The organism is Pseudomonas sp. CFBP2511 (assembly GCF_030209255.1).
In the GTDB taxonomy this organism is placed as follows: Bacteria; Pseudomonadota; Gammaproteobacteria; order Pseudomonadales; family Pseudomonadaceae; genus Aquipseudomonas; species Aquipseudomonas avellanae.
Genome location: NZ_JARVSI010000010.1, coordinates 141,419 through 160,971, shown reverse-complemented (window position 1 = coordinate 160,971; position 19,553 = coordinate 141,419). Strand labels below are relative to the sequence as shown.

Annotated in this window: 18 protein-coding genes and 1 riboswitch; of the genes, 8 read left to right on the top strand and 10 right to left on the bottom strand. The window is 59.9% G+C overall.

Translation table 11 applies throughout. The annotated features are described in order from the left end of the window. Window positions 1–18 precede the first annotated feature (18 nt). Window positions 19–747, bottom strand: a complete 729-nt coding sequence (gene rutR, locus QRN38_RS09285; RefSeq protein ID WP_007244096.1) for a pyrimidine utilization regulatory protein R — start codon at window positions 745–747, stop codon at window positions 19–21. Between the two features lie 259 nt (window positions 748–1,006). Here rutR and rutA point away from each other — a divergent pair, with 259 nt between their 5' ends. The 6 genes from rutA to QRN38_RS09255 all read left to right on the top strand — a co-directional run bounded on the left by rutA (window position 1,007) and on the right by QRN38_RS09255 (window position 6,096). Next, the gene (gene rutA / locus QRN38_RS09280) at window positions 1,007–2,089 is read left to right on the top strand and encodes a pyrimidine utilization protein A (RefSeq protein ID WP_003379266.1); all 1,083 of its coding nucleotides are present in this window, start codon (window positions 1,007–1,009) and stop codon (window positions 2,087–2,089) included. After that, a complete protein-coding gene (gene rutB, locus QRN38_RS09275; protein WP_057417970.1) occupies window positions 2,089–2,829 on the top strand; it encodes a pyrimidine utilization protein B in 741 nt (246 codons plus the stop codon). Before rutA ends, rutB begins: the two co-directional genes overlap by 1 nt. Before the next feature lie 10 nt (window positions 2,830–2,839). After that, window positions 2,840–3,223, top strand: a complete 384-nt coding sequence (gene rutC / locus QRN38_RS09270; protein ID WP_002552194.1) for a pyrimidine utilization protein C — start codon at window positions 2,840–2,842, stop codon at window positions 3,221–3,223. A gap of 57 nt (window positions 3,224–3,280) precedes the next feature. Next, the gene (rutD, locus tag QRN38_RS09265; RefSeq protein WP_057417971.1) at window positions 3,281–4,060 is read left to right on the top strand and encodes a pyrimidine utilization protein D; all 780 of its coding nucleotides are present in this window, start codon (window positions 3,281–3,283) and stop codon (window positions 4,058–4,060) included. Window positions 4,061–4,072: 12 nt separating this feature from the next. Further along, window positions 4,073–4,615 carry an NADH-dependent FMN reductase RutF gene (rutF, locus tag QRN38_RS09260; protein ID WP_011103444.1) on the top strand — a complete coding sequence of 181 codons (543 nt, stop codon included), beginning with the start codon at window positions 4,073–4,075 and terminating at the stop codon, window positions 4,613–4,615. Between the two features lie 299 nt (window positions 4,616–4,914). Continuing rightward, entirely contained in the window at window positions 4,915–6,096 is a 1,182-nt protein-coding gene (locus tag QRN38_RS09255; RefSeq protein WP_057417972.1) for an HD-GYP domain-containing protein, read from the top strand. 17 nt (window positions 6,097–6,113) lie between these two features. Here QRN38_RS09255 and QRN38_RS09250 read toward each other — a convergent pair whose 3' ends face one another. The 5 genes from QRN38_RS09250 to QRN38_RS09230 form a co-directional block, all read right to left on the bottom strand. Then, window positions 6,114–8,846: a winged helix-turn-helix domain-containing protein gene (locus QRN38_RS09250; protein ID WP_057417973.1), complete on the bottom strand. Its 2,733-nt coding sequence runs from the start codon at window positions 8,844–8,846 to the stop codon at window positions 6,114–6,116. 251 nt (window positions 8,847–9,097) lie between these two features. Continuing rightward, window positions 9,098–10,462 (bottom strand): DUF1329 domain-containing protein, encoded by a 1,365-nt coding sequence (locus tag QRN38_RS09245; RefSeq protein WP_057417975.1) that lies wholly within the window; start codon window positions 10,460–10,462, stop codon window positions 9,098–9,100. A 28-nt stretch (window positions 10,463–10,490) separates the two neighbouring features. Then, on the bottom strand, window positions 10,491–12,428 hold the full coding sequence (locus tag QRN38_RS09240) for a DUF1302 domain-containing protein (RefSeq protein WP_005768793.1): 1,938 nt from the start codon (window positions 12,426–12,428) through the stop codon (window positions 10,491–10,493). A gap of 309 nt (window positions 12,429–12,737) precedes the next feature. Continuing rightward, window positions 12,738–14,420 (bottom strand): fatty acid--CoA ligase, encoded by a 1,683-nt coding sequence (locus QRN38_RS09235; protein ID WP_054090856.1) that lies wholly within the window; start codon window positions 14,418–14,420, stop codon window positions 12,738–12,740. 190 nt (window positions 14,421–14,610) lie between these two features. Beyond that, window positions 14,611–15,243 carry a LysE family translocator gene (locus QRN38_RS09230; protein ID WP_007244105.1) on the bottom strand — a complete coding sequence of 211 codons (633 nt, stop codon included), beginning with the start codon at window positions 15,241–15,243 and terminating at the stop codon, window positions 14,611–14,613. A 236-nt stretch (window positions 15,244–15,479) separates the two neighbouring features. On the opposite strand from QRN38_RS09230, the gene QRN38_RS09225 reads away from it, so the two are divergent. Both QRN38_RS09225 and QRN38_RS09220 read left to right on the top strand, forming a co-directional pair. Next, a complete protein-coding gene (locus QRN38_RS09225) occupies window positions 15,480–16,478 on the top strand; it encodes a methyltransferase (RefSeq protein ID WP_005768797.1) in 999 nt (332 codons plus the stop codon). 38 nt (window positions 16,479–16,516) lie between these two features. Further along, a riboswitch (yybP-ykoY riboswitch) is annotated at window positions 16,517–16,655 on the top strand. Window positions 16,656–16,724: 69 nt separating this feature from the next. Further along, on the top strand, window positions 16,725–17,309 hold the full coding sequence (locus QRN38_RS09220) for a TMEM165/GDT1 family protein (RefSeq protein WP_005768799.1): 585 nt from the start codon (window positions 16,725–16,727) through the stop codon (window positions 17,307–17,309). Between the two features lie 56 nt (window positions 17,310–17,365). Here QRN38_RS09220 and QRN38_RS09215 read toward each other — a convergent pair whose 3' ends face one another. From QRN38_RS09215 to QRN38_RS09200, 4 genes are all read right to left on the bottom strand, one after another. Further along, window positions 17,366–18,184: a M48 family metallopeptidase gene (locus QRN38_RS09215; protein ID WP_007244107.1), complete on the bottom strand. Its 819-nt coding sequence runs from the start codon at window positions 18,182–18,184 to the stop codon at window positions 17,366–17,368. 183 nt (window positions 18,185–18,367) lie between these two features. Next, a complete protein-coding gene (locus QRN38_RS09210) occupies window positions 18,368–18,997 on the bottom strand; it encodes an SOS response-associated peptidase (protein WP_044391438.1) in 630 nt (209 codons plus the stop codon). Between the two features lie 28 nt (window positions 18,998–19,025). After that, entirely contained in the window at window positions 19,026–19,286 is a 261-nt protein-coding gene (locus QRN38_RS09205) for a putative signal transducing protein (RefSeq protein ID WP_003379244.1), read from the bottom strand. Next, on the bottom strand, window positions 19,286–19,468 hold the full coding sequence (locus QRN38_RS09200; RefSeq protein WP_003318204.1) for a CPXCG motif-containing cysteine-rich protein: 183 nt from the start codon (window positions 19,466–19,468) through the stop codon (window positions 19,286–19,288). Before QRN38_RS09200 ends, QRN38_RS09205 begins: the two co-directional genes overlap by 1 nt. Window positions 19,469–19,553: the final 85 nt, after the last annotated feature.

Here is a 19,553-nt window from a genome sequence, read left to right as displayed (position 1 = left end):
CTGGGCACGCGCAATTTTTCAGGCCGTACGCGGCAGGATGCCATCCAGGACCATGCTGCGCAGGCTGGCCAGCACTTCCTCGAAAAACACCGGATCATCCAGCGTTTTTCCGGTCACGGCCTCGACCTGGGTGCGAAAGTCAGCGTAATGCTGAGTGGTCGCCCACAGGGTGAAAATCAGGTGATGCGGGTTGATCGGGGCCAACTGGCCGCTGTCGATCCAGTGCTGGATCACCGCCACCTTGGCCTGCACCGTATCGCGCAACGGGTGCTGCAGTTCGCCCTGAATCAGCGGCGCGCCCTGCATCACTTCCATGCAGAACAACCGTGACTCAGCCGGATGATCGCGGGACATCTCGAGCTTGGCCTTGATATAGGCACCGATGGCCTGCACCGGCTCTTTGTCGGCGGTGAAATGCACCAGCGGGCTGAGCCAGACTTCAAGCAACTGACGCAGCACGTTCAGGTAAAGGTCATCCTTGCTGCTGAAGTAATACAGCAGGTTGGTCTTGGACACATCCGCCAGGCTCGCGACCTGATCCAGGCTGCTGCCGTGCACGCCGTAGCGGGAAAAGATCTCCAGCGCGGCATCGAGAATCAGGGTGCGCTTGCCTTCCATCAGGCGCATGCGCCGCTTCAGAGACGTGGCGCTGGGCTCGCGGGTGGTCTTGACCACGGTTTCGGGCTTGACCTTGCGTCCGCGCTTGCTCGCGGGCTCCGTCACGGGAGGTTTCTTGTTCACGCACATCCATCCAGTGATGCCGAAATGAGCGGGCATCTTAACGGGCGCAGCTATTTTGTCGATATGGATTCCCTGCCCGATCAACCCTGCCCCATCTGCGTGCGCCCTGCACAAACCAAGTGCTCTGATTCAGACCAAATGGTCTACTAAAAACGATTTTTATTTGTAACTGATTGAATAAAAACAATAAAAATTATTGGCCCGCTTAATGCAAACGATCGATCAAGTGCTCTGGCACGCATCGATCAACGCAGAGAGGCCTCATATGGACATCGGTATCTTCATCCCCATCGGCAACAACGGCTGGCTGATTTCCAGCAACGCACCGCAGTACATGCCGACGTTCGAGCTGAACAAACAGATCGTGCAGACAGCCGAAAGCTACGGTTTCGACTTTGCGTTATCGATGATCAAACTGCGCGGCTTTGGCGGCAAGACCGAGTTCTGGGAGCACAACCTGGAGTCTTTCACGCTGATGGCGGGGCTGGCGGCAGTGACCAGCAAAATCCAGCTGTTCGCCACCGTGGCCACTTTGACCATTCCGCCTGCCATCGCAGCGCGCATGGCCTCGACCATCGATTCGATCTCCAACGGGCGCTTCGGGATCAACCTGGTCACCGGCTGGCAAAAGCCTGAGTACGAGCAGATGGGCCTGTGGCCCGGCGACGAGTTTTTCCACACCCGTTACCAATACCTCGCCGAATACGCCCAGGTCCTGCGCGACCTGTGGGCCAACGGCAGCAGCGACTTCAAGGGCGAGCATTTCAGCATGCAGGACTGCCGCGTGAGCCCGCGCCCGCAGGCCGACATGAAGCTGATCTGCGCCGGTCAGAGCGAAGCCGGCATGGCATTCTCGGCGCAATACGCCGACTACAACTTCTGCTTCGGCAAAGGCGTGAATACCCCCACCGCTTTCGCGCCGACCGCACAGAAACTGATCGAAGCCAACGAAAAAACCGGGCGTAACGTGACTTCCTGCGTGCTGTTCATGATCATCGCCGACGACACCGATGAGGCCGCACGGGCTCGCTGGGACCACATAAAAGCAGGCGCCGATGAAGAAGCCATCGCCTGGTTGAGCGAAAAAGGCGCGGCGGACAAGAGCGCAGGATCGAACCTGCGGCAGATGGCCGACCCGACCTCAGCGGTCAATATCAATATGGGCACGCTGGTGGGCTCGTGGGCCAACGTGGCGAAGATGCTCGACGAAGTCGCCAGTGTGCCGGGTACTCAAGGCGTGATGCTGACCTTCGATGATTTTGTGAAAGGCGTCGAAGATTTCGGGCAGAAAATCCAGCCATTGATGACCAGCCGCACGCACATCACCCAGCTCAAGGAGGTGGTTTGATGACCGCTCCGGTAAGCGTCGCAGGCGTCGACCTGCCGCAGGATGATCAGCCTGCCCGTGTGCTGCCGGCGCGGCCCGAAGCGCTGCGTATGAAGCTCGGCGAAACGGCGCTGGTGGTGGTTGACATGCAGAATGCCTACGCATCGCTCGGCGGTTATCTGGACCTGGCCGGGTTCGATGTCAGCAGCACCGGGCCGGTCATCGCCAACATCAAGCGGGCCTGCGCAGCTGCACGAGCCGCTGGCATGCCGGTGATCTTTTTCCAGAACGGCTGGGACCCGGACTACGTCGAGGCCGGTGGCCCCGGTTCGCCGAACTGGCACAAGTCCAACGCCTTGAAAACCATGCGCAAACGCCCGGAACTCGAAGGGCAATTGCTGGCCAAGGGCGGCTGGGACTATCAACTGGTCGACGAGCTGAAGCCCGAGCCAGGCGACATCGTGGTGCCGAAAATCCGTTACAGCGGCTTTTTCAATTCCAGTTTCGACAGCGTGTTGCGCAGTCGCGGTATTCGCAACCTGGTGTTCACCGGCATCGCGACCAATGTCTGCGTCGAATCGACCCTGCGTGACGGCTTCCACCTGGAGTATTTCGGTGTGGTGCTGGCAGATGCCACCCATCAGGCAGGTCCGGAATTCGCCCAGCAGGCCGCCCTGTTCAACATCGAAACGTTCTTCGGCTGGGTATCCAGCGTCGATGACTTCTGCACCACTTTCAGCCCTTTCGGGCAACCTTTGTGAGGACCTTTGCATGACCAAGAAAGCGATTATTCCTGCCGGCACCACCAAGCCCATTGCCCCGTTTGTGCCGGGTTCGATGGCCGACGGCGTGCTGTATGTCTCCGGCACCTTGCCGTTCGACAAGGACAACAATGTGGTGCACGTCGGCGACGCGACCGCACAGACTCGGCACGTACTGGAAACCATCAAAAGCGTGGTCGAAACCGCGGGCGGCACGATGGATGACGTCACCTTCAACATGATCATGATTCGTGACTGGGCCGACTACGCCAAGGTCAACGAGGTGTACGCCGAGTACTTCGCAGGGGAGAAACCGGCCCGTTACTGCATCCAGTGCGGGCTGGTGAAACCCGAAGCCCTGATCGAAATCGCCAGCATCGCCCACATCGGCTGAGCACTGGTCTCACAAACGGTCTCGAAACCGGCCTGAAGCCCGCCCCGGAGAACGCGCATGTTCCATGAAATCCATCGTTGTCAGCTCGCCGATGCGCCGTTGTTGGTGCTCAGCTCCGGGTTGGGCGGGTCCAGCCGTTACTGGGCCGATGACCTGGCGATGCTGACTCGCGACCATGACGTGCTGGTCTACGACCACGCCGGAACCGGGCGCAGCCCTGCGGCCCTGCCGTCGGATTACTCGATCCGGCACATGGCCGTCGAATTGCTGGCCCTGCTCGACTCGCTCGGCATTCAGCGTTGCCACTTCATGGGGCATGCGCTGGGCGGGCTGGTCGGGCTGGAACTGGCGCTGTTACGCCCTCAATTGCTGCAAAGCCAGGTGCTGATCAACGCCTGGAGCAGTCCGAACCCGCACAGCGCGCGCTGTTTTTCGGTACGCAAGCAACTGCTGTTGAACAGCGGGCCGCAGGCTTATGTTCAGGCGCAGGCGTTGTTTCTGTACCCGGCTGACTGGATCGCTGCCAACAGTGCGCGGCTGGCCGACGATGAAGCCCACGCGCTGGCGCATTTTCCTGACACCGAAAACCTCCTGCGGCGCATCCATGCACTGGAAACATTCAACATCGAAGCGGAGCTTGTGCGCATTCAGACCCCGACCCTGCTGATTGCCAACCGCGATGACATGCTCGTGCCGTGGCAACAATCCCGGCACCTGGCAGAAGTGCTGCCGAATGCCAGACTGGTGTTGCTGGAATACGGCGGCCACGCCTCCAGCATCAGCGACGCCCTGCCGTTCCAGCGAGCCTTGCTCGATTTTCTCAGCGCACAAACCTGAAAGGACTCACTCATGCAAGCCACAACTGAAGCCCATACCACGTTATCCGCCGACGTTATCCCGGTCAGCCAGTTGGCCTTCCGCGACGCGATGTCCAGCCTTGCAGCGGCGGTCAACGTCATCACCACCGACGGCCAGAGCGGCCGCGCCGGCTTTACCGCAACCGCGGTGTGCAGCGTGACCGACCAGCCGCCAACCCTGCTGGTCTGCATCAACCGCAGCGCGTCGGTGTATGAAACCTTCATCGGCAACGGCACGCTGTGTGTCAATACGCTGTGCAACAGCCAGCAGGCGCTGTCTAACCTGTTTGGCGGCAAGACCTCACAAGAGGAGCGCTTTGCCGCTGGCCACTGGGAAAGCGGCGTGACCGGCGCGCCGCTGCTGGAAGGCGCCAAACTGGCCCTGGACTGCAAAGTGACCCAGTCAGTCAGCGTCGGCACCCACGACATCCTTTTTTGCCAAGTGGTGGATATCAGGCATCAGGATGCGTCGGACGCGCTGCTGTATTTTGGCCGCCAATACCATCACCTGCCGGGCGCAGCGGCCGCTGTCTGAACGTACCCGGCGTCTTTTTAACTGGGCGCTGACGGCGTCAGAAAACCCGCAGGCCTTGCCTTTCAGGCAGCAAGGGGGCACCTGCCTGACGGCTTGTTGACGGGCAATAAATAGACATGATTTTTTTGCTGGCCGCCCCGTATACTGGCATTTCGAGATCAGGATGATCCTTGCCGTCAATGAGGTGAAATCATGTCGATCAGCAGTCCCCGCGCTGCTCTGGTATCAGTCAGCAATCGGTCGCCCACGTGTCGCTCTTGCTCATTGCCCACTGTGCCAACGCACATGGGTAACTGAGCATGCTGAAAAAAATTCCGGTCGCCGACCTTGCCCTCGGCATGCACATCCACAAAATCTGTCGTCGCTGGACCGATGATCCGTTCTGGATCAGTCTGGTCGAAGTCATGCTTGAAGATGCCGATGTACTCAAGCGCATCCAGCAATCAGGCACCCGGGAAGTCTGGATTGAAACCGGTAAAAGTCGTGTGCTGGCACCACAGGCGAGAACCTCCCCGGTTTCAAACGACACCGCCCCGGCCAGTCTGGACAAAGAGGTGCTGCGTGCCCGGGCTATCTGCGGCAGAGCCAGGAATGCCGTCATGGCCATGTTTACCGAGGCCCGTATGGGTCAGGCCATGGATGTCGACAACGTGCAGTTGCTGGTGGAAGAAATCTCCAATTCGATTCTGCGCCATCCCCATGCGCTGATCAGCCTTTCAAGGCTCAAAACCTCCGACGAGTACACCTACATGCACTCGGTGGCGGTCTGCGCGTTGATGGTCGCGCTGGCCAGACGCATGGGCATGCCTGACGAACAGGTGCGCGAAGCAGGCGTCGCCGGGTTGATGCACGATGTGGGAAAAATGATGATCGCCCCGGATGTGCTCAACAAACCCGGCCGCCTGACCCATGAAGAATTCGAGACCATGAAGGCTCACCCGGAACTGGGCCTGAAGATCCTCAAGGAAAACCAACCCGTGGCGGCAATGGTTATGGACGTCTGCCTGCATCACCACGAGAAGATCGACGGCTCTGGCTACCCTCATGGCCTGCAGGGCGAGCAGATCAGCATCTTTGCCCGCATGGGCGCGGTCTGTGACGTGTATGACGCCATTACCTCCGACCGGCCTTACAAAAAAGGCTGGGGGGTGGCGCATTCGATTCGCGAGATGGCGTCGTGGAAAGGTCATTTTGACGAGCGGGTGTTTCAGAGTTTCGTCAAAACCGTCGGTATTTATCCGATCGGCACGCTGGTGCGTCTGGAAAGCGGTCGCCTGGGCGTGGTGGTCGAGCAGAGCGAGGAATCTTTGCTCAAACCCCGGGTGAAGGTGTTCATGTCGGCGCGTACCGGCAAGACTTTCGCCGCACAGATCATCGACCTGGGCTGTTCTGCCGACCCGGACGCGATTGTGAAAATCGAGCTGCCCGGTGATTGGGGCCTGGCAGAGGTCGATACGCTGTGGGCCGGCACGCCTGCCTGATAGCGCCTGCCTTTTTATCAGCCCAGCAAGCCCAGAATCTTCGCCCTCGCCACCGCCTGAGTACGCCGCTCGACGCCCAGTTTGCTGTTGATGTGGCTGGCGTGAGTCTTGACGGTGTGCAGGGAAATGAACAACTGCTCGCTGATTTCCTGATTGGAACACCCCTGCGCAATCAATCGCAGCACACCCAGCTCACGCACACTCAGGCAGTCGCTGCCATGCGCAGGCTCAGGCGCCGCCGGTTTGAAGCAGGCCGGGAATTTTTCCCGCAGGGCATTGCACAGTTTGCAGGACGGTGCCAGTTGCAGTTGCTCGTGCAACCATTGGGAATGTTCGGCCAGCAAAACCCTGAAGGGCAACAGCGCGCCACCCGCCGAGGCTTGAACGCTGCGTATCAGCAGCGTCCGGGCTTCATCCTGTCGCCCCTGATTGAGCAACAGCGCTATTTGCTGGGTCATGGCGATCAGCCTCAGCAGTTGCGCGCCCACCTCCTGCGCCCGTTGCTCAAGTGCCTGCAAACGCTGCTCGCTGGCAACCTCATCACCCTGTATCCGCTCCAGCACGGCACGTTGCAATTCGATATGTTGCGACAACGGCGGATGACACTCCGGCGCTGCGGCACCGAGCCCGCCATTGTAGGTCTGGGTCAGGCGCAGCAGCCAGGCTTCAGCCAGATCGATGCGCCCCTGTATCAGCCACAGCTCGCATTTGACCAGGGTGATCATCGCCAGGTAGTAGATGGGCGGCACGTCCCAGATGTGCATCAGGCGTTCGGCTTCGGCAAGTTCGGCGAAGGCTTCGGCAAAGCGTCCGGCACAGCCTTCCATCGTTGCGATCACGCAGTGGCCGATCAGCACACTGATGTCACGGCAGGCGCGTGCCTCGGCCAGACCGGCCAGCAACAAGGCCCGCCCTTCGTCCACTTGCAGACGCAGGGCCAGCAGGTACCCTTCGTACAACGTCAGACGCGCGCGAACAGCGTACAAGCGCACGGTGGACAAACCCTTGAGGCGCTGCTGCCCCTGGCGCACTTCCTCAAGGGCACGGATGATTTCGCCTCGCGCCTGCAGGACTCTGGCGCGGTCGTAATGCGCCAGGGCCTCGAACAGCGGGTTTGCAACCCGTTGCGCCAGTTCCAGTGCATCGCGATTGAGCACGCGCGCTTGCCACAGGTCGCCCTCGGCCACCGCAAGGTTGGCCAGCGTCGACAGGCAGACCAGCCGCTGGCCGTAGCGCCTTTGCGGCAAGGTCAGCAGGGCTTCACGGCAATAGCGTTCGGTCTTCTCGCTGTCACCTCGCCCACGCGCGATGATACCGCTGAGCGCCAGCCACTGCGCAAGCATGGACTTCTGCGCGGTCGCCGAGGGCGCCGGCAGGAAACGGCTCAACTGATTGGCCAGCTCTTCGGCGGCGTCCAGCTGGCAGGCCAGCCCCAGTGCCCATGCGTACAGTACGATCAGGCGTGGCGTACTGGTCAGCAGGTCGTCCGGCAGGTCCATTTTCCAACGCAGCAGCATGCCGACATTCTGTTCGGCCAGCAGTTGCTCTTCGGAAAGGTTCTGCACCAGATTGGCCGCCACATCCAGATGCCCGGCGCGCAACGCCTGTTCGACCGCCTCGTCCAGTTGGCCCTGAGCGCTGAACCAGCGGCAGGCGTTGAGGTGCAGACGGGTGGTTTGCGCATCGGCCGTCTGGCGGGCGCGCAACAGATCGGAAAACAGGTGGTGATAACGAAACCAGCGGCCCTGCTCGTCCAGCGGCACCAGAAACACCTGATGCGCCTGCAGATAACGGAGCATCTCGACACTGTCATGACTGTCTCGCGCGGCGTTGCACAACTCGGCGCAAAAACGCTCCAGGCACGCGGTGTCATAGAGAAATGCCTGAACATCGGCAGGCAGGCAGTCGATCACTTCTTCAAGCAGGTACTCGCGAATCAGCACTTCACTGCCGCGCAGCGCTTGCGACAGGGCACTTTCATCGCCGGCTTCAGTGGCCGCCAGCAACCAGAAGCGCAACCCGGCCACCCAGCCTTCGCTGCGCAGAATCAGGCTTTGTAGCGCTTCACTGTCGAGCGAACGGCTGTGCCGGTCCAGCACCGCCATGGATTCAGCCTGGGTGAGGCGCAGGTCCTGCTCGTTGATTTCAAGCAACTGACGGGTCAGACGCAAACGCGCCAGGTGCCAGTCAGGCCGTTGCCGGCTGGTGACCATGACCACCAGCCCGGCCGGCAGATGATTGAGGAAAAACTGCAAACAGCGATCGAGCACCGGCCCTTGCGCCAGATGATAGTCGTCGAGCACCAGCAACAGCGGCTTGCTCAACATCAGGTGCATGGCCAGTTCATCAAGCAGGCTGTCGAGCCATTCTTCGAACGCGAACGGCTGATGACGCTGACGCATCTTCAGCAGGCCCATCGCCTGCGCGCCCAGTTGCGGAAAGAACTGCTGCAGGCTGCCGAGCAAACGTTCAAGGAAGCGCCCCGGCTCACTGTCCCGCGCACTTAGCCCCAGCCATACGTTCTGCCATTGGTCCGGCAAGCCCTGGCAGAACTCGACCGCCAGCGAACTCTTGCCAAACCCGGCCGGCGCGCACACCAGCAGCAGACGCCCGCCCAGCCCCTCATTGAGGCGCTGACACAGGCGGGAACGGGGAACGTAACCTTCAGGCAGGGGCGGACGGAAAAATCGTCCTTCCAACGCAGGAATCGCGCTGTCTGCGAACCCTTGCATTCGGGACAGATCAGTCATGGCCGGCTCGTGTGGGAATCCGTGTGGGAATCATTGGTACGGCGTCGCGGTGTTCGGAGACTAGCGGGTAAATCGCTGCTTTTGAAGGTCATCACGAAAAAGACTGTAACAAAATTCCTACAGCTTATGAGGCAATTGCCTACACACAAAAAAGCCCCGATAACGGGGCTTTCACGCACACGAGCCATTTATGAGGCTGGGGGGTTGTATCAACAGGCGATACAACCCCAGGTTCAACTCGACTCAGCCGCTTAACGCACCCCTTCCTGACGCAGTGCGTTGGGTGTGAAGTCACTGGCACCGGCCGTGAAACCGAACTCGTACGCTCTTTTTTCCTCGTTTTTCATGCCCAGCGCCACATAGCGACCCGATTGCAGGTCATACAGGGTTTCGATCGCATACCACGGCACTTGCTGGTCGTAGTAGTTTTCCGAGTGAGCCTCGGCCACACGCCACAGCTGCCCACGCCCGTCGTAGTGGTCGATAACGGCTGCCTGCCAGGTGTCTTCGTCAAAGAAGAAGTCGCGCTTGGCGTAGATGTGGCGCTGGCCTTCCTTGAGTGTGGCAGTGACATGCCAGACGCGGCGCAGCTCATAGCGGGTCAAGTCCTGATTGATGTGACCGGCCTTGATGATGTCGGCGTACTTGAGCGTCGGGTCGTCCAGCTTGTGGCTGTTGGAGGCGATGTACATTTCCTGCTTGCCGATCAGTTTCCAGTCATAGCGATCCGGCGCGCCGTTGTACATGTCGAGGTTATCGGAGGTGCGCAGACCATCCGAAGCGGTACCAGGGCCGTCATACGACACCTGAGGTGCGCGTCGTACCCGGCGCTGACCGGCGTTGTACAGCCATGCCGAGCGCGGTTCGGCGACCTGATCCAGGGTTTCGTGCACCAGCAACACACCGCCCGCCAAGCGTGCCGGAGCCGTCACTTCCTGCTTGAAGTAGAACAGGATGTTACCCGGGTTTTTCGGGTCGAAATCCCGCAATTTGTCGCGAAACACGAACTGGTCGGAGAAGTACACCAGGCTGTAGGAGCCGTTGGCCTGCGGCGTGGCCTGAGTGACCAGACGTTTCACGCTGCCGCCGCGATAACGGGTGATGTGGTTCCAGATGACTTCCACACCGCTGGCCGGAATCGGGAATGGGATGGCCGTGTCGAAGTTTTCCAGACCGCTGCCGCCGCTGACCAGCCTGGAGGTCGTGGCGTTTTTCTTGATGGCGGCAAACACGCTATCGGGCACGGTAGCGCCGCGATGGGTCGGGTAGACCGGAATCCGGTAGCTGTCCGGGTAACGCTTGAACATTGCGTATTGGCCCGGTGCCAGCTTGTCCTTGTACTGCTCCACGTTGGCGGCCGTGATGATGAACAACGGCTTTTCGCTGGCGTACGGGTTGGCAAGGAAGCCCTTGCTGTCCACCGCGCCGGCGCTTTTCGGCATCGGGCTCCAGGCCGAAATGGTATTGGCGGCATTGCCGGCCTTTTCCGCGCCCATCGGCGTCAGGGTGGTCCCAAGCTTTGCCGCGTCGGAAGCGGAGACTGCCGCCATGACACCGGTTGCCAGCAACGACAGGCCCAACACACCGGCCTGCAACAGACTTTTTGTTATTTTCATGTTCATCGTCATCCTGAAAACCATGTTCTTAGAAGTTCATGCCGAAGCTGAGCGCCACGAAGTCCCGGTCATCGACCGTGGTGTATTTCCCGTCAAAAAAGTTGGTGTAGGAAAGGTTCGCGGTGTAGGTGTTCTGGTACTCGGCATCCAGGCCCAGGCTGACCGCTTTGCGGCCTTCTTCGAAGTTACCGCCAGGGCCGGGTGAATAACCCTTCACGTCATGCGACCAGGCCACGCTTGGACGCAGGTTGACCCCGGCGAACACGCTGTTGTAATCCCAGATGGCGCGTGCGCGATAACCCCAGGAGTTGGCCGTGGTAAAGCCATCGTCTTCGCAATAGCGGGTCAGGTTGTTTTGCTCGGCACCGGTCAATGTGCCGGCGTTCAGCGTTGCGCATTGACCGCCTGGCAATGGACCCGGACCGTACACCGGGTCGCGGCCGTAACGGATTTTCGAGGTGCTTTCCAGACCACCGACGTGGGTCCAGCCCACTTCACCCACCACGGTCAGACGCTCGGCGCCCATGACCTGATCGAAGAACTGGGTGAACGTGGTCTGCATCTGGGTGATTTCTTTGCGGCGATAACCGGGCTGATCAGTGTTCGGCCGCCCGCTCAGCAGCGATACGTTGGGGTTGAGCGGCGAAATACCTGAATACAGGATGTCGGTGGTGTTGACCTGAACCGGCGCATTCGGACGGTAGCTGATCTCGCCGCTCCACGCGGTGCCGGTAGGCAATGTGGTCGAGAAGCTCAAACCGTACAGGCGAATGTCTTCGGGGTATTCGACGTAATAACTGGAGTTGCCAGCCACCACGACGGGCAGCAAGGTCGGCGCCAACGCTGCAGCGGTGCCGGCCGGCAAGCCGTTACGAACCAGCGAGCCAACCAGCCCTTGCGGGCTGAACGAAGCCGCCGAACCACCGCGACCGCTGAAAATCGGTGCGCGGCTGTGGTAATTCATCATGTAGGCACCGAACTCGGTGTCCAGCGGCTCGAAGTTGTAGCGCATGGCAAACCCGAACTGGCCGCTGTCACGCGCATCACGATCAGGACCACGGCGCACCACAGCGCCCTCGTCCGGGTTGCCGAACACCACGCCCTGCTGCGACAGCGAGTTGAACACCGCCCCGCGCGCCCCCGCTGGCAAACCGGCCGCCGTCAGCGAACTGTTCAGGCCGCTGCGACTGCGCAGTACTGCAAGGTTATTGTTGCAACCGTCGGCGATCACGTCTGGCTGCGAGAAGAAGGTGCCGCAGTTGTCGACCACCGTCTGGTCCCATTCCAGCTGGTAGAAGCCTTCGGCAGACAGATTGTCGGTCAGGCTTTGCGACAGGTAGAACATGTTGACCGGAATCAGGCCTTCCTTGATTTCCGAGCCTGGACGCCGAAAGGCCGAGACATCGACCGGGTTCACGCTGTTGATGCCGCCCTGAATAAAGGTACTTTCACCCCAACTGATGACCTGCTTGCCGAAGCGCACAGCGCCCGGTTGATCTGCGATCGAATAGTTGTGATAGACGAAGGCATCAAGCAACTGGAACCCGGAGGATTTGGCGCCCTCTTTACGGCCCGAATCGCTGATGTCCTTGAACTCGCGGTTTTCATCCTTGAGTTCGAAGTCGTACCAGTATTTGCCACGTACAAACACACCGGTATCGCCGTACTTGAGCTCCAGATCATGAATGCCCTTGAAAATCTTCGAAAACGTCTCCCCACGCTTGAAGTTCAAGTGGCCATCATCAGAGGTCTGCGACAACCCACGCCCGCCATTGTTGGCCCCGATCAGGTTTTTGTTGGCTTTCTCGGTCGACCAGCTCGCGCCCACCGACAACGAGGAGTCGAAACTGCCTTCGATTTCACCGACGTTGAAGGTCACGCCAAAAGCCGGGCCGGCCAGTGAAGACGCGAGGCTGACGGCCAGGGGCAGCTTGGCCCGACGCCAGAATGGGGTTGTGGTTGTCATCGATGCTACTCCGTGTGTTTTATTGTTATGGCAGTGGGAAAATCCAAAAACGACTCGGTCATCGAATCCACACACAGCCAGGTCCGCTCTTGCTCATTCCCTGTGCCGACTATAGCCAGCAGGCTGCTACGCTAGATCCCTCTAAAGTGTGATTTGCAGAACCAACGCCTCTGGCCCGCCCGTTTCCGGGAAGGCAAGCGAAAGCGCCCGGCGAGGAGAATGGCTTAAATTGGAAATTTGGCAAGTCGCAGAACAGGACCTGCGGCGCAGACACTTGCCGCGCCCGGCGGGCACGGCAAGCAGAGGGGGTCAAAGCGTGGAAAGGAACGTGCTGTTGCTGTTTTGCCATTCCACGATGTCCAGACGCATGCGCTTCTTGTCGAGTTTGCCGACGCTGGTCTTGGGAATTTCGGTAACAAGCGCGATCTGGCTGGGAATCGCCCACTTATTGATGTGACCTTGCTCGACGAATGGCTTGAGATGCTCCTTCAATTCCTTTGCATCGAACGGATGACCTTCGCGGATCACCAGCAAGGCAAACGGCCGCTCGCCCCATTGCGGATCAGCAATGCCGACCACCGCCACTTCGCGAACGGCCGGGTGCCTGCTGCACAGGTCTTCGAGTTCCAGCGAAGAAATCCACTCGCCACCGGTCTTGATCACGTCCTTGATGCGGTCACGAATATCGATGAACCCCATGTCGTCCAGCGTCGCTACATCGCCGGTGCGCAGCCAGCCGCCCGCCCACAGTTCGGCACCTTTTTCCGGCTCACGGTAGTAGCTTTCAGTCAGCCAGGGTGCGCGCAAGACCAGTTCGCCCTGGGTTTCGCCATCGGCCGGCAAAAAGTTGCCCTGCTGATCGATGATCGCGGCGTCTACCAGCATTCCTGGCACGCCGGCCTTGATCCGGTAGGTGATCTGCTCGTCTTCGCTGCCGGCTTTCAGCTCTTCGTTGATGTGCGCAACCGAAATCAGCGGTCCGGTTTCCGACATGCCATAGGCGGCGGTGAGCTGGATGCCCTTGGCTTTTGCCGCCTGATACAGGCTGCGATTCAGTGCGCTGCCGCCAATGACGATTTTCCAGCCGCCAAAATCGACATCCTGAGCCGACTTGGCGTTGAGCAGCATTTGCAGGATGGTCGGTACGCAATGCGAGAACGTGACCTTCTCCCGGCGCCACAACTCCACCAGCAGTTCGGGCTCGTAGCGACCGGGATAGACCTGCTTGAGCCCCAGCATGGTCGCGGCATACGGAATGCCCCAGGCGTGCACATGGAACATCGGCGTGATGGGCATGTAGACGTCATTAGTGCCGAGCAGACGCGTGCTGTCGATGCAGCCCATGATGGCCGACAGGCCAAGGGTGTGCAGCACCAGCTGGCGGTGGGTGAAATAGACCCCTTTGGGGTTGCCGGTGGTGCCGGTGGTGTAAAACATGGTGGCGACCGAGTTTTCGTCGAAATCCTCGAATTCGTATTCGGGGCTGGCTGCCGCCAGCAGCGTCTCATACTCGCCGACAAGGTTGGGCAAGTCAGCGGTCTTGTCGGGCAGGTCCGTCAGCAACAGGGTCTTTTCGACAGTGGTCAGGTGTCCGGCCATGGCCTGATAAAGGCCTGTGAAATCGCTGTTGACCAGCACCAGGCGGTCATCGGCATGATTGATGGTGTAAGCGATCTGCTCGGGGGAAAGCCGGACGTTCACGGTGTGAATCACCGCGCCAATCATCGGGATGGCAAACATGCATTCCAGATAACGGTGACTGTCCCAGTCCATGACCGCCACCGCGTCACCGGCCTTTACACCGGCAGCCGTCAGCACATTGGCCAGACGGCAGATGCGCTCTTTAAGGGTCGGGTAGCTGTAGCGGACGAAGTCACGGTAAATAATCTCACGCGTCTTTTCATAGCGACTGCCGGATAACAGCAGGCTTTTGATCAGCAGAGGGTACTGGTAAGCGCCATCGGCAGGCGGAAGAACGCGAGTCTGTAACATATGGGTCCCTTTTCAAAGTCCACAGGCGAGGCTGGAAATATGGACTCTAGGGCCCTCGGCTGCCAGTGAAATCGGTCAAAGGAATGATTTGGGAAGGTGTACCGGCAGCCAGGTCAGCTATTTGCCAGCTATTTTTGAAAGGGGGATTCGACGCTGCACATGCTGAGTCGACAGCCCCCATACTCGCCAATCAGCGCACTTCGGTGAGCGCGAGCTTGATCCCCAAGGCTACCAGCACGCCGCCCATGGCCCTATCGAACCAGTGCCCCATGCGTGCAAAACCGGCGCGCACCCGCGCCTGACTGAACAACCGCGCCACCAGACAGAACCAGGCCGCCGTCGCAACCGCAAGGTAGACGCCATAGCCTCCCTGCACCAGCAAGGGTGTGTGCGGGTTGATCACGACCGTGAACAACGACAGGAAAAACAGCGTTGCCTTGGGGTTCAGGCCATTGGTGACAAAGCCGCTGATGTAGGCACCCCGTGCGCTGCGCTCACCGGCAACGGCCTTGATGGCGGCATCGTCCGTCGCCGCGGCCGGTTTGGCGCGCAGGGCCTTGATGCCGATGTACAGCAGGTAGGCCGCGGCCGCCCATTTCAAGGCATTGAACAGCACGATGGATTGGGAAACGATAATCCCGATGCCCAACAGCGAATAGCCCACATGCACAAAGATCGCCGAGCCAACCCCCAGCGCCGCCCAAGTGCCGGCCTTGCGGCCATGAGTCACGCTTTCACGCACCACCACCGCAAAATCAGGCCCGGGACTGGCGACGGCCAGCAGGTGAATCAGTGCGACGGTAAGAAATTCTGCCCAGTACATGCGAGGCCTCCTGGAGGGTTGACGTCAGACGCGCAAGATTACGCCGTCTGATGCCTTCGCGACAGGTGCCAGCATTTTGCGACGCAGAGCGTCGAGAACTGCATCACCACGCCAGAGCGTGCAGAACGATAATCGTAACTATCGTGCGACGCTCTGCGTCGGCATGCCGTTCCAGACGCTCCGCGTCCTCCTGACTCATATCCTGTTAAACTCCGCGCTTTTTCAGGAGCCATTCCATGGACCCGCGCAGTGAAGTGTTACTCCGCCAACCCGAGCTGTTTCAAGGCTCGCTGTTGCTGGTCGGGCTGCCTGCCGATGACCTGCTCGGAAAACTGCCGAACGCGCGTGGTTGGTGCTGGCATGCCGGTGATCAGGCCGCACTGGATGCGCGGTTTGAAGGGCGCGTGGATTTCGGCGTTGAAGCGCCAGAGGCCACCTTTGAGGCCGCCGTGCTGTTCCTGCCCAAAGCCCGCGACCTGACTGATTACCTGCTCAATGCGCTGGCGTCCCGACTTGCCGGGCGCGAGTTGTTTCTGGTCGGCGAAAAACGTGGCGGGATCGAAGCCGCGGCCAAACAACTGAGCCCGTTCGGCCGCGCGCGCAAGCTCGACAGCGCCCGCCATTGCCAGCTCTGGCAGGTCACTGTCGAAAACGCCCCGCAAGCCGTCACCCTGGAAAGCCTCGCCCGGCCTTATCAAATCGAACTGCAGGACGGCCCGCTCACCGTCATCAGCCTGCCCGGCGTGTTCAGTCACGGGCGTCTGGATCGCGGCTCGGCGCTTCTGCTGGAAAACATCGACAAGCTGCCCAGTGGCAACCTGCTCGACTTCGGTTGTGGTGCCGGTGTGCTCGGCGCAGCGGTCAAACGTCGCTACCCGCACAACGACGTGGTGATGCTGGATGTGGATGCCTTTGCTACCGCAAGCTCGCGCCTGACCCTGGCCGCCAATGGCCTGGAAGCACAGGTTGTGACCGGTGACGGAATCGACGCCGCACCGATGGGCCTGAACACCATTCTGAGCAACCCGCCGTTCCATGTCGGGGTTCACACCGACTACATGGCAACAGAGAACTTGCTGAAAAAAGCACGCCAACATCTGAAATCAGGCGGCGAACTGCGCCTGGTGGCGAATAACTTTCTGCGTTACCAACCACTGATCGAAGAGCATGTGGGCTACTGCCACGTCAAGGCTCAGGGCAACGGTTTCAAAATCTACAGCGCCAAACGCTCTTGAAATAAGCGCTTGCCGAAACGTTTTTACGGAGGCAGAATCCGCTCCGTCCTAGGGGAGTAGTCTCCCACGAGCGCCATGCTCGTCCGGCACGTATCAACATACTTGGTCCTCAGACCATGGTACGTGCGACCCGGAATCCGCTCAGACGGATCGGTGGTTTGACAAGACCTATGACACGAACACCTTACCCGGGGCGGGGAGGTCGTACGTGTCATAGCCGTGTCGACCCGCCCCTTAGGAAACCTGATGCTGGAATCATTCTTAGTCCCTACCGCAGTGGTTGCGCTCGCCGAAATCGGTGACAAGACGCAATTGCTCGCGCTCATCCTCGCCGCACGCTTTCGCAAGCCATGGCCGATCATCGCGGGCATCGTCGCCGCCACCCTGGCCAACCATGCGGCAGCCGGCGCGGTAGGCGCCTGGTTCAGCACCTTCCTCTCTGACGCAGTGCTGCACTGGATTCTCGCCGCCAGTTTCACGGCCACCGCGCTGTGGACCCTGGTGCCAGACAAGATGGACGACGACGAGGCCAGCACCGCGCGTAAATTCGGCCCGTTCATGACCACCCTGATCACCTTCTTCATCGCTGAAATCGGCGACAAGACGCAAATCGCCACCGTTATGCTGGCGGCGCAGTATTCTCATCTGTGGCTGGTCATTATCGGCACGACGCTGGGCATGCTGCTGGCCAACGTGCCGGTAGTGCTGGCAGGTAATTTTGCCGCAGACAAGTTGCCATTGACGCTGATCCGCCGTCTGGCAGCCTGCGCGTTTTTCGTCCTGGCATTGGTGGCGGTCTACAAGGCAATGCAGGTCAGCGGCTGGGTGTGACGATGCCTGTCATAGCGCTGCGGTGAATGCCGCAGCGCTATGGCAATGAACGTTGATCAGGATTTGGAGGCTTGCTGATACAGCGGCATGACTTTTGGAATGGCAGCCTGCAAGGAGGAGATGCGATTTTCCGAAGCAGGGTGAGTGCTCATGAATTCGGGCTGCGAACCACCGGAATTCCGGGTCATTTTCTGCCACAGGGTAATGGCTGCATTAGGGTTGTAACCGGCGCGGGCGGCCAGTTCCAGACCGAGCAAATCCGCTTCGTTTTCATTGCTGCGGCTGTTGGGCAGCGTCAGGCTGTAATTCACGACGGTATCGGCCAGCGCCAGGCTGTCCTGCCCTAGACCCAACAAGGCGCCAGCACCCTGCTTGGCCATGGACACACCGTAGGCCTTGGACATCGCTTCACGACCATGCTCGCGCAGGGCATGGGCGATCTCGTGGCCCATGACCGCAGCGAGTTCATCGTCGGTCAGTTTGAGGGTGTCGATCAGACCGCTGTAAACGAAAATCTTGCCGCCAGGGCCGCAATTGGCGTTCAGTTCGTCACTCTTGATCAGATTGACTTCCCACTGCCATTGGGCCGAGTCAGGCCGCAGTTTCGGGGCTTGGGCAATCAGTCGATCAGCGATCGCACGAACACGTTTGGCGTTCGCACTGGTGGTGTCCAGGACGCCTTTGCTGGTCGCTTCAGTGACCGTCTGCTGATAGGACTGGGCGTACATTTTGTTGACTTCATCGGTGGAGAGCATGCTGAACATGTACTGCTTGCGCTCGACACCGACAGAATCGCCACTCGTGGTATTGATTGCCTGACACCCGCCGAGCAGCAACGCGGCGCTCAAAGCACAGAAGGCAAATGACTGACGCATGGTGAATCTCCTTGATTGTGAAACGATCATTCTCGGGGCAGATCTCTGCGCCAGATACCCGATAACCGGCAGCCTGGGCGTTGATAAAGCTAAATGGTGCCCGCAAACGTGTGCAGTTTGTATCAGATGTGCCGCAAGGCGGATATCGGATTTGTCTGATTCGCTACTTTTAACGCTGCACGCCTAACTCAATGGGGTCAGGCACTCGGGCGCATTGAGTTTCGGGTCGTTGACCAGATTGGCCAGCGGCCGCTCCCTCAGGGCTGTCTGCGGCGCTGCCAGCAAGGCTTGCAGGGTCGAAAGCGGTGTGTCGGCCGCCAGCCAGTCTTTCTGGCCCCGGGCATCCAGAATCAGCGGGCGACGTTGCGTCGCTGCCGCCTGCGTGACCACCGCCACGCTAAGGTACGTATGCCCCTGCACCGGGTACGCTTCCCATATGGCTGCAAAAAACAGGGCGGCGCCCTCCCCCGGCGTCAACCAGAACGGGCGTTTGCGCAGGTTGCCACGCCACTCGTAAAAGCCATTGGCCGGAAGCAGGCAGCGACGGTGCGCAAACGCGTCGCGAAACATCGGTTGCTCGGCAACGGTTTCGGCTCGCGCATGGGCGGGTGTTTTCGAAAGATCAGTGAGCCAGGCCGGCGTCAGCCCCCAGCGGGCACGCACCAGTTCAATACCGTCCTTGTTTTCGGCGGCACGCATGATCAATACCCAGTCGGCTGGCGAAATATTCCATTGTGCCTGCTGATCGGCAGGAAAACCGGGCAAGGCGGCAAAGGCAGGGGTCCAGCGAAACAGGGCGTAGCGTCCACACATGGGGGTTAATCAGACTCTTTGATCGTGCTCAGCACACGAGTACATCGGGAAAGTCATCCGGCTCATCACCGAACAAGGGCAAGGCGCTATTGTACGCAGTGATCAGCTCACGTGCCCGTGCGACCTGCGCATCTTCGACCTTGAGCGCCAGAAGCCCTAAACCCGGCAGCTCACCCATCGCACCGAGCAGGTCACGACCGGCCAGGTGAGCCTTGATGCCCTCGCTGGCAAGCATCGCCTGCAGCAACTCGGCTTCCATGAGGTTTTCGGGCTCGTAGACTTTCTGCATCACTCGTTCTCGCTGCGAACGTCCAGATTCCAGTCTTCGCCGTCGGTCTGCAGATCGAAAACGATCGGGCGACAGCAGACCGGGCAGTCCTCGATGTACTGTTGATCGCCACCGGACAAGTCCAGCACAGCCTCCACAGGTTCGCCACAATAAGGGCAGTCGTAGCTCTGTAATTCCTGCATCACGGCCTCCGGGATCAGTTGTGCGTATAATTGCCCTATTCTTCAGACGGCAGTTTTAACAAAACTGTCTTCTTTTTACCCTATC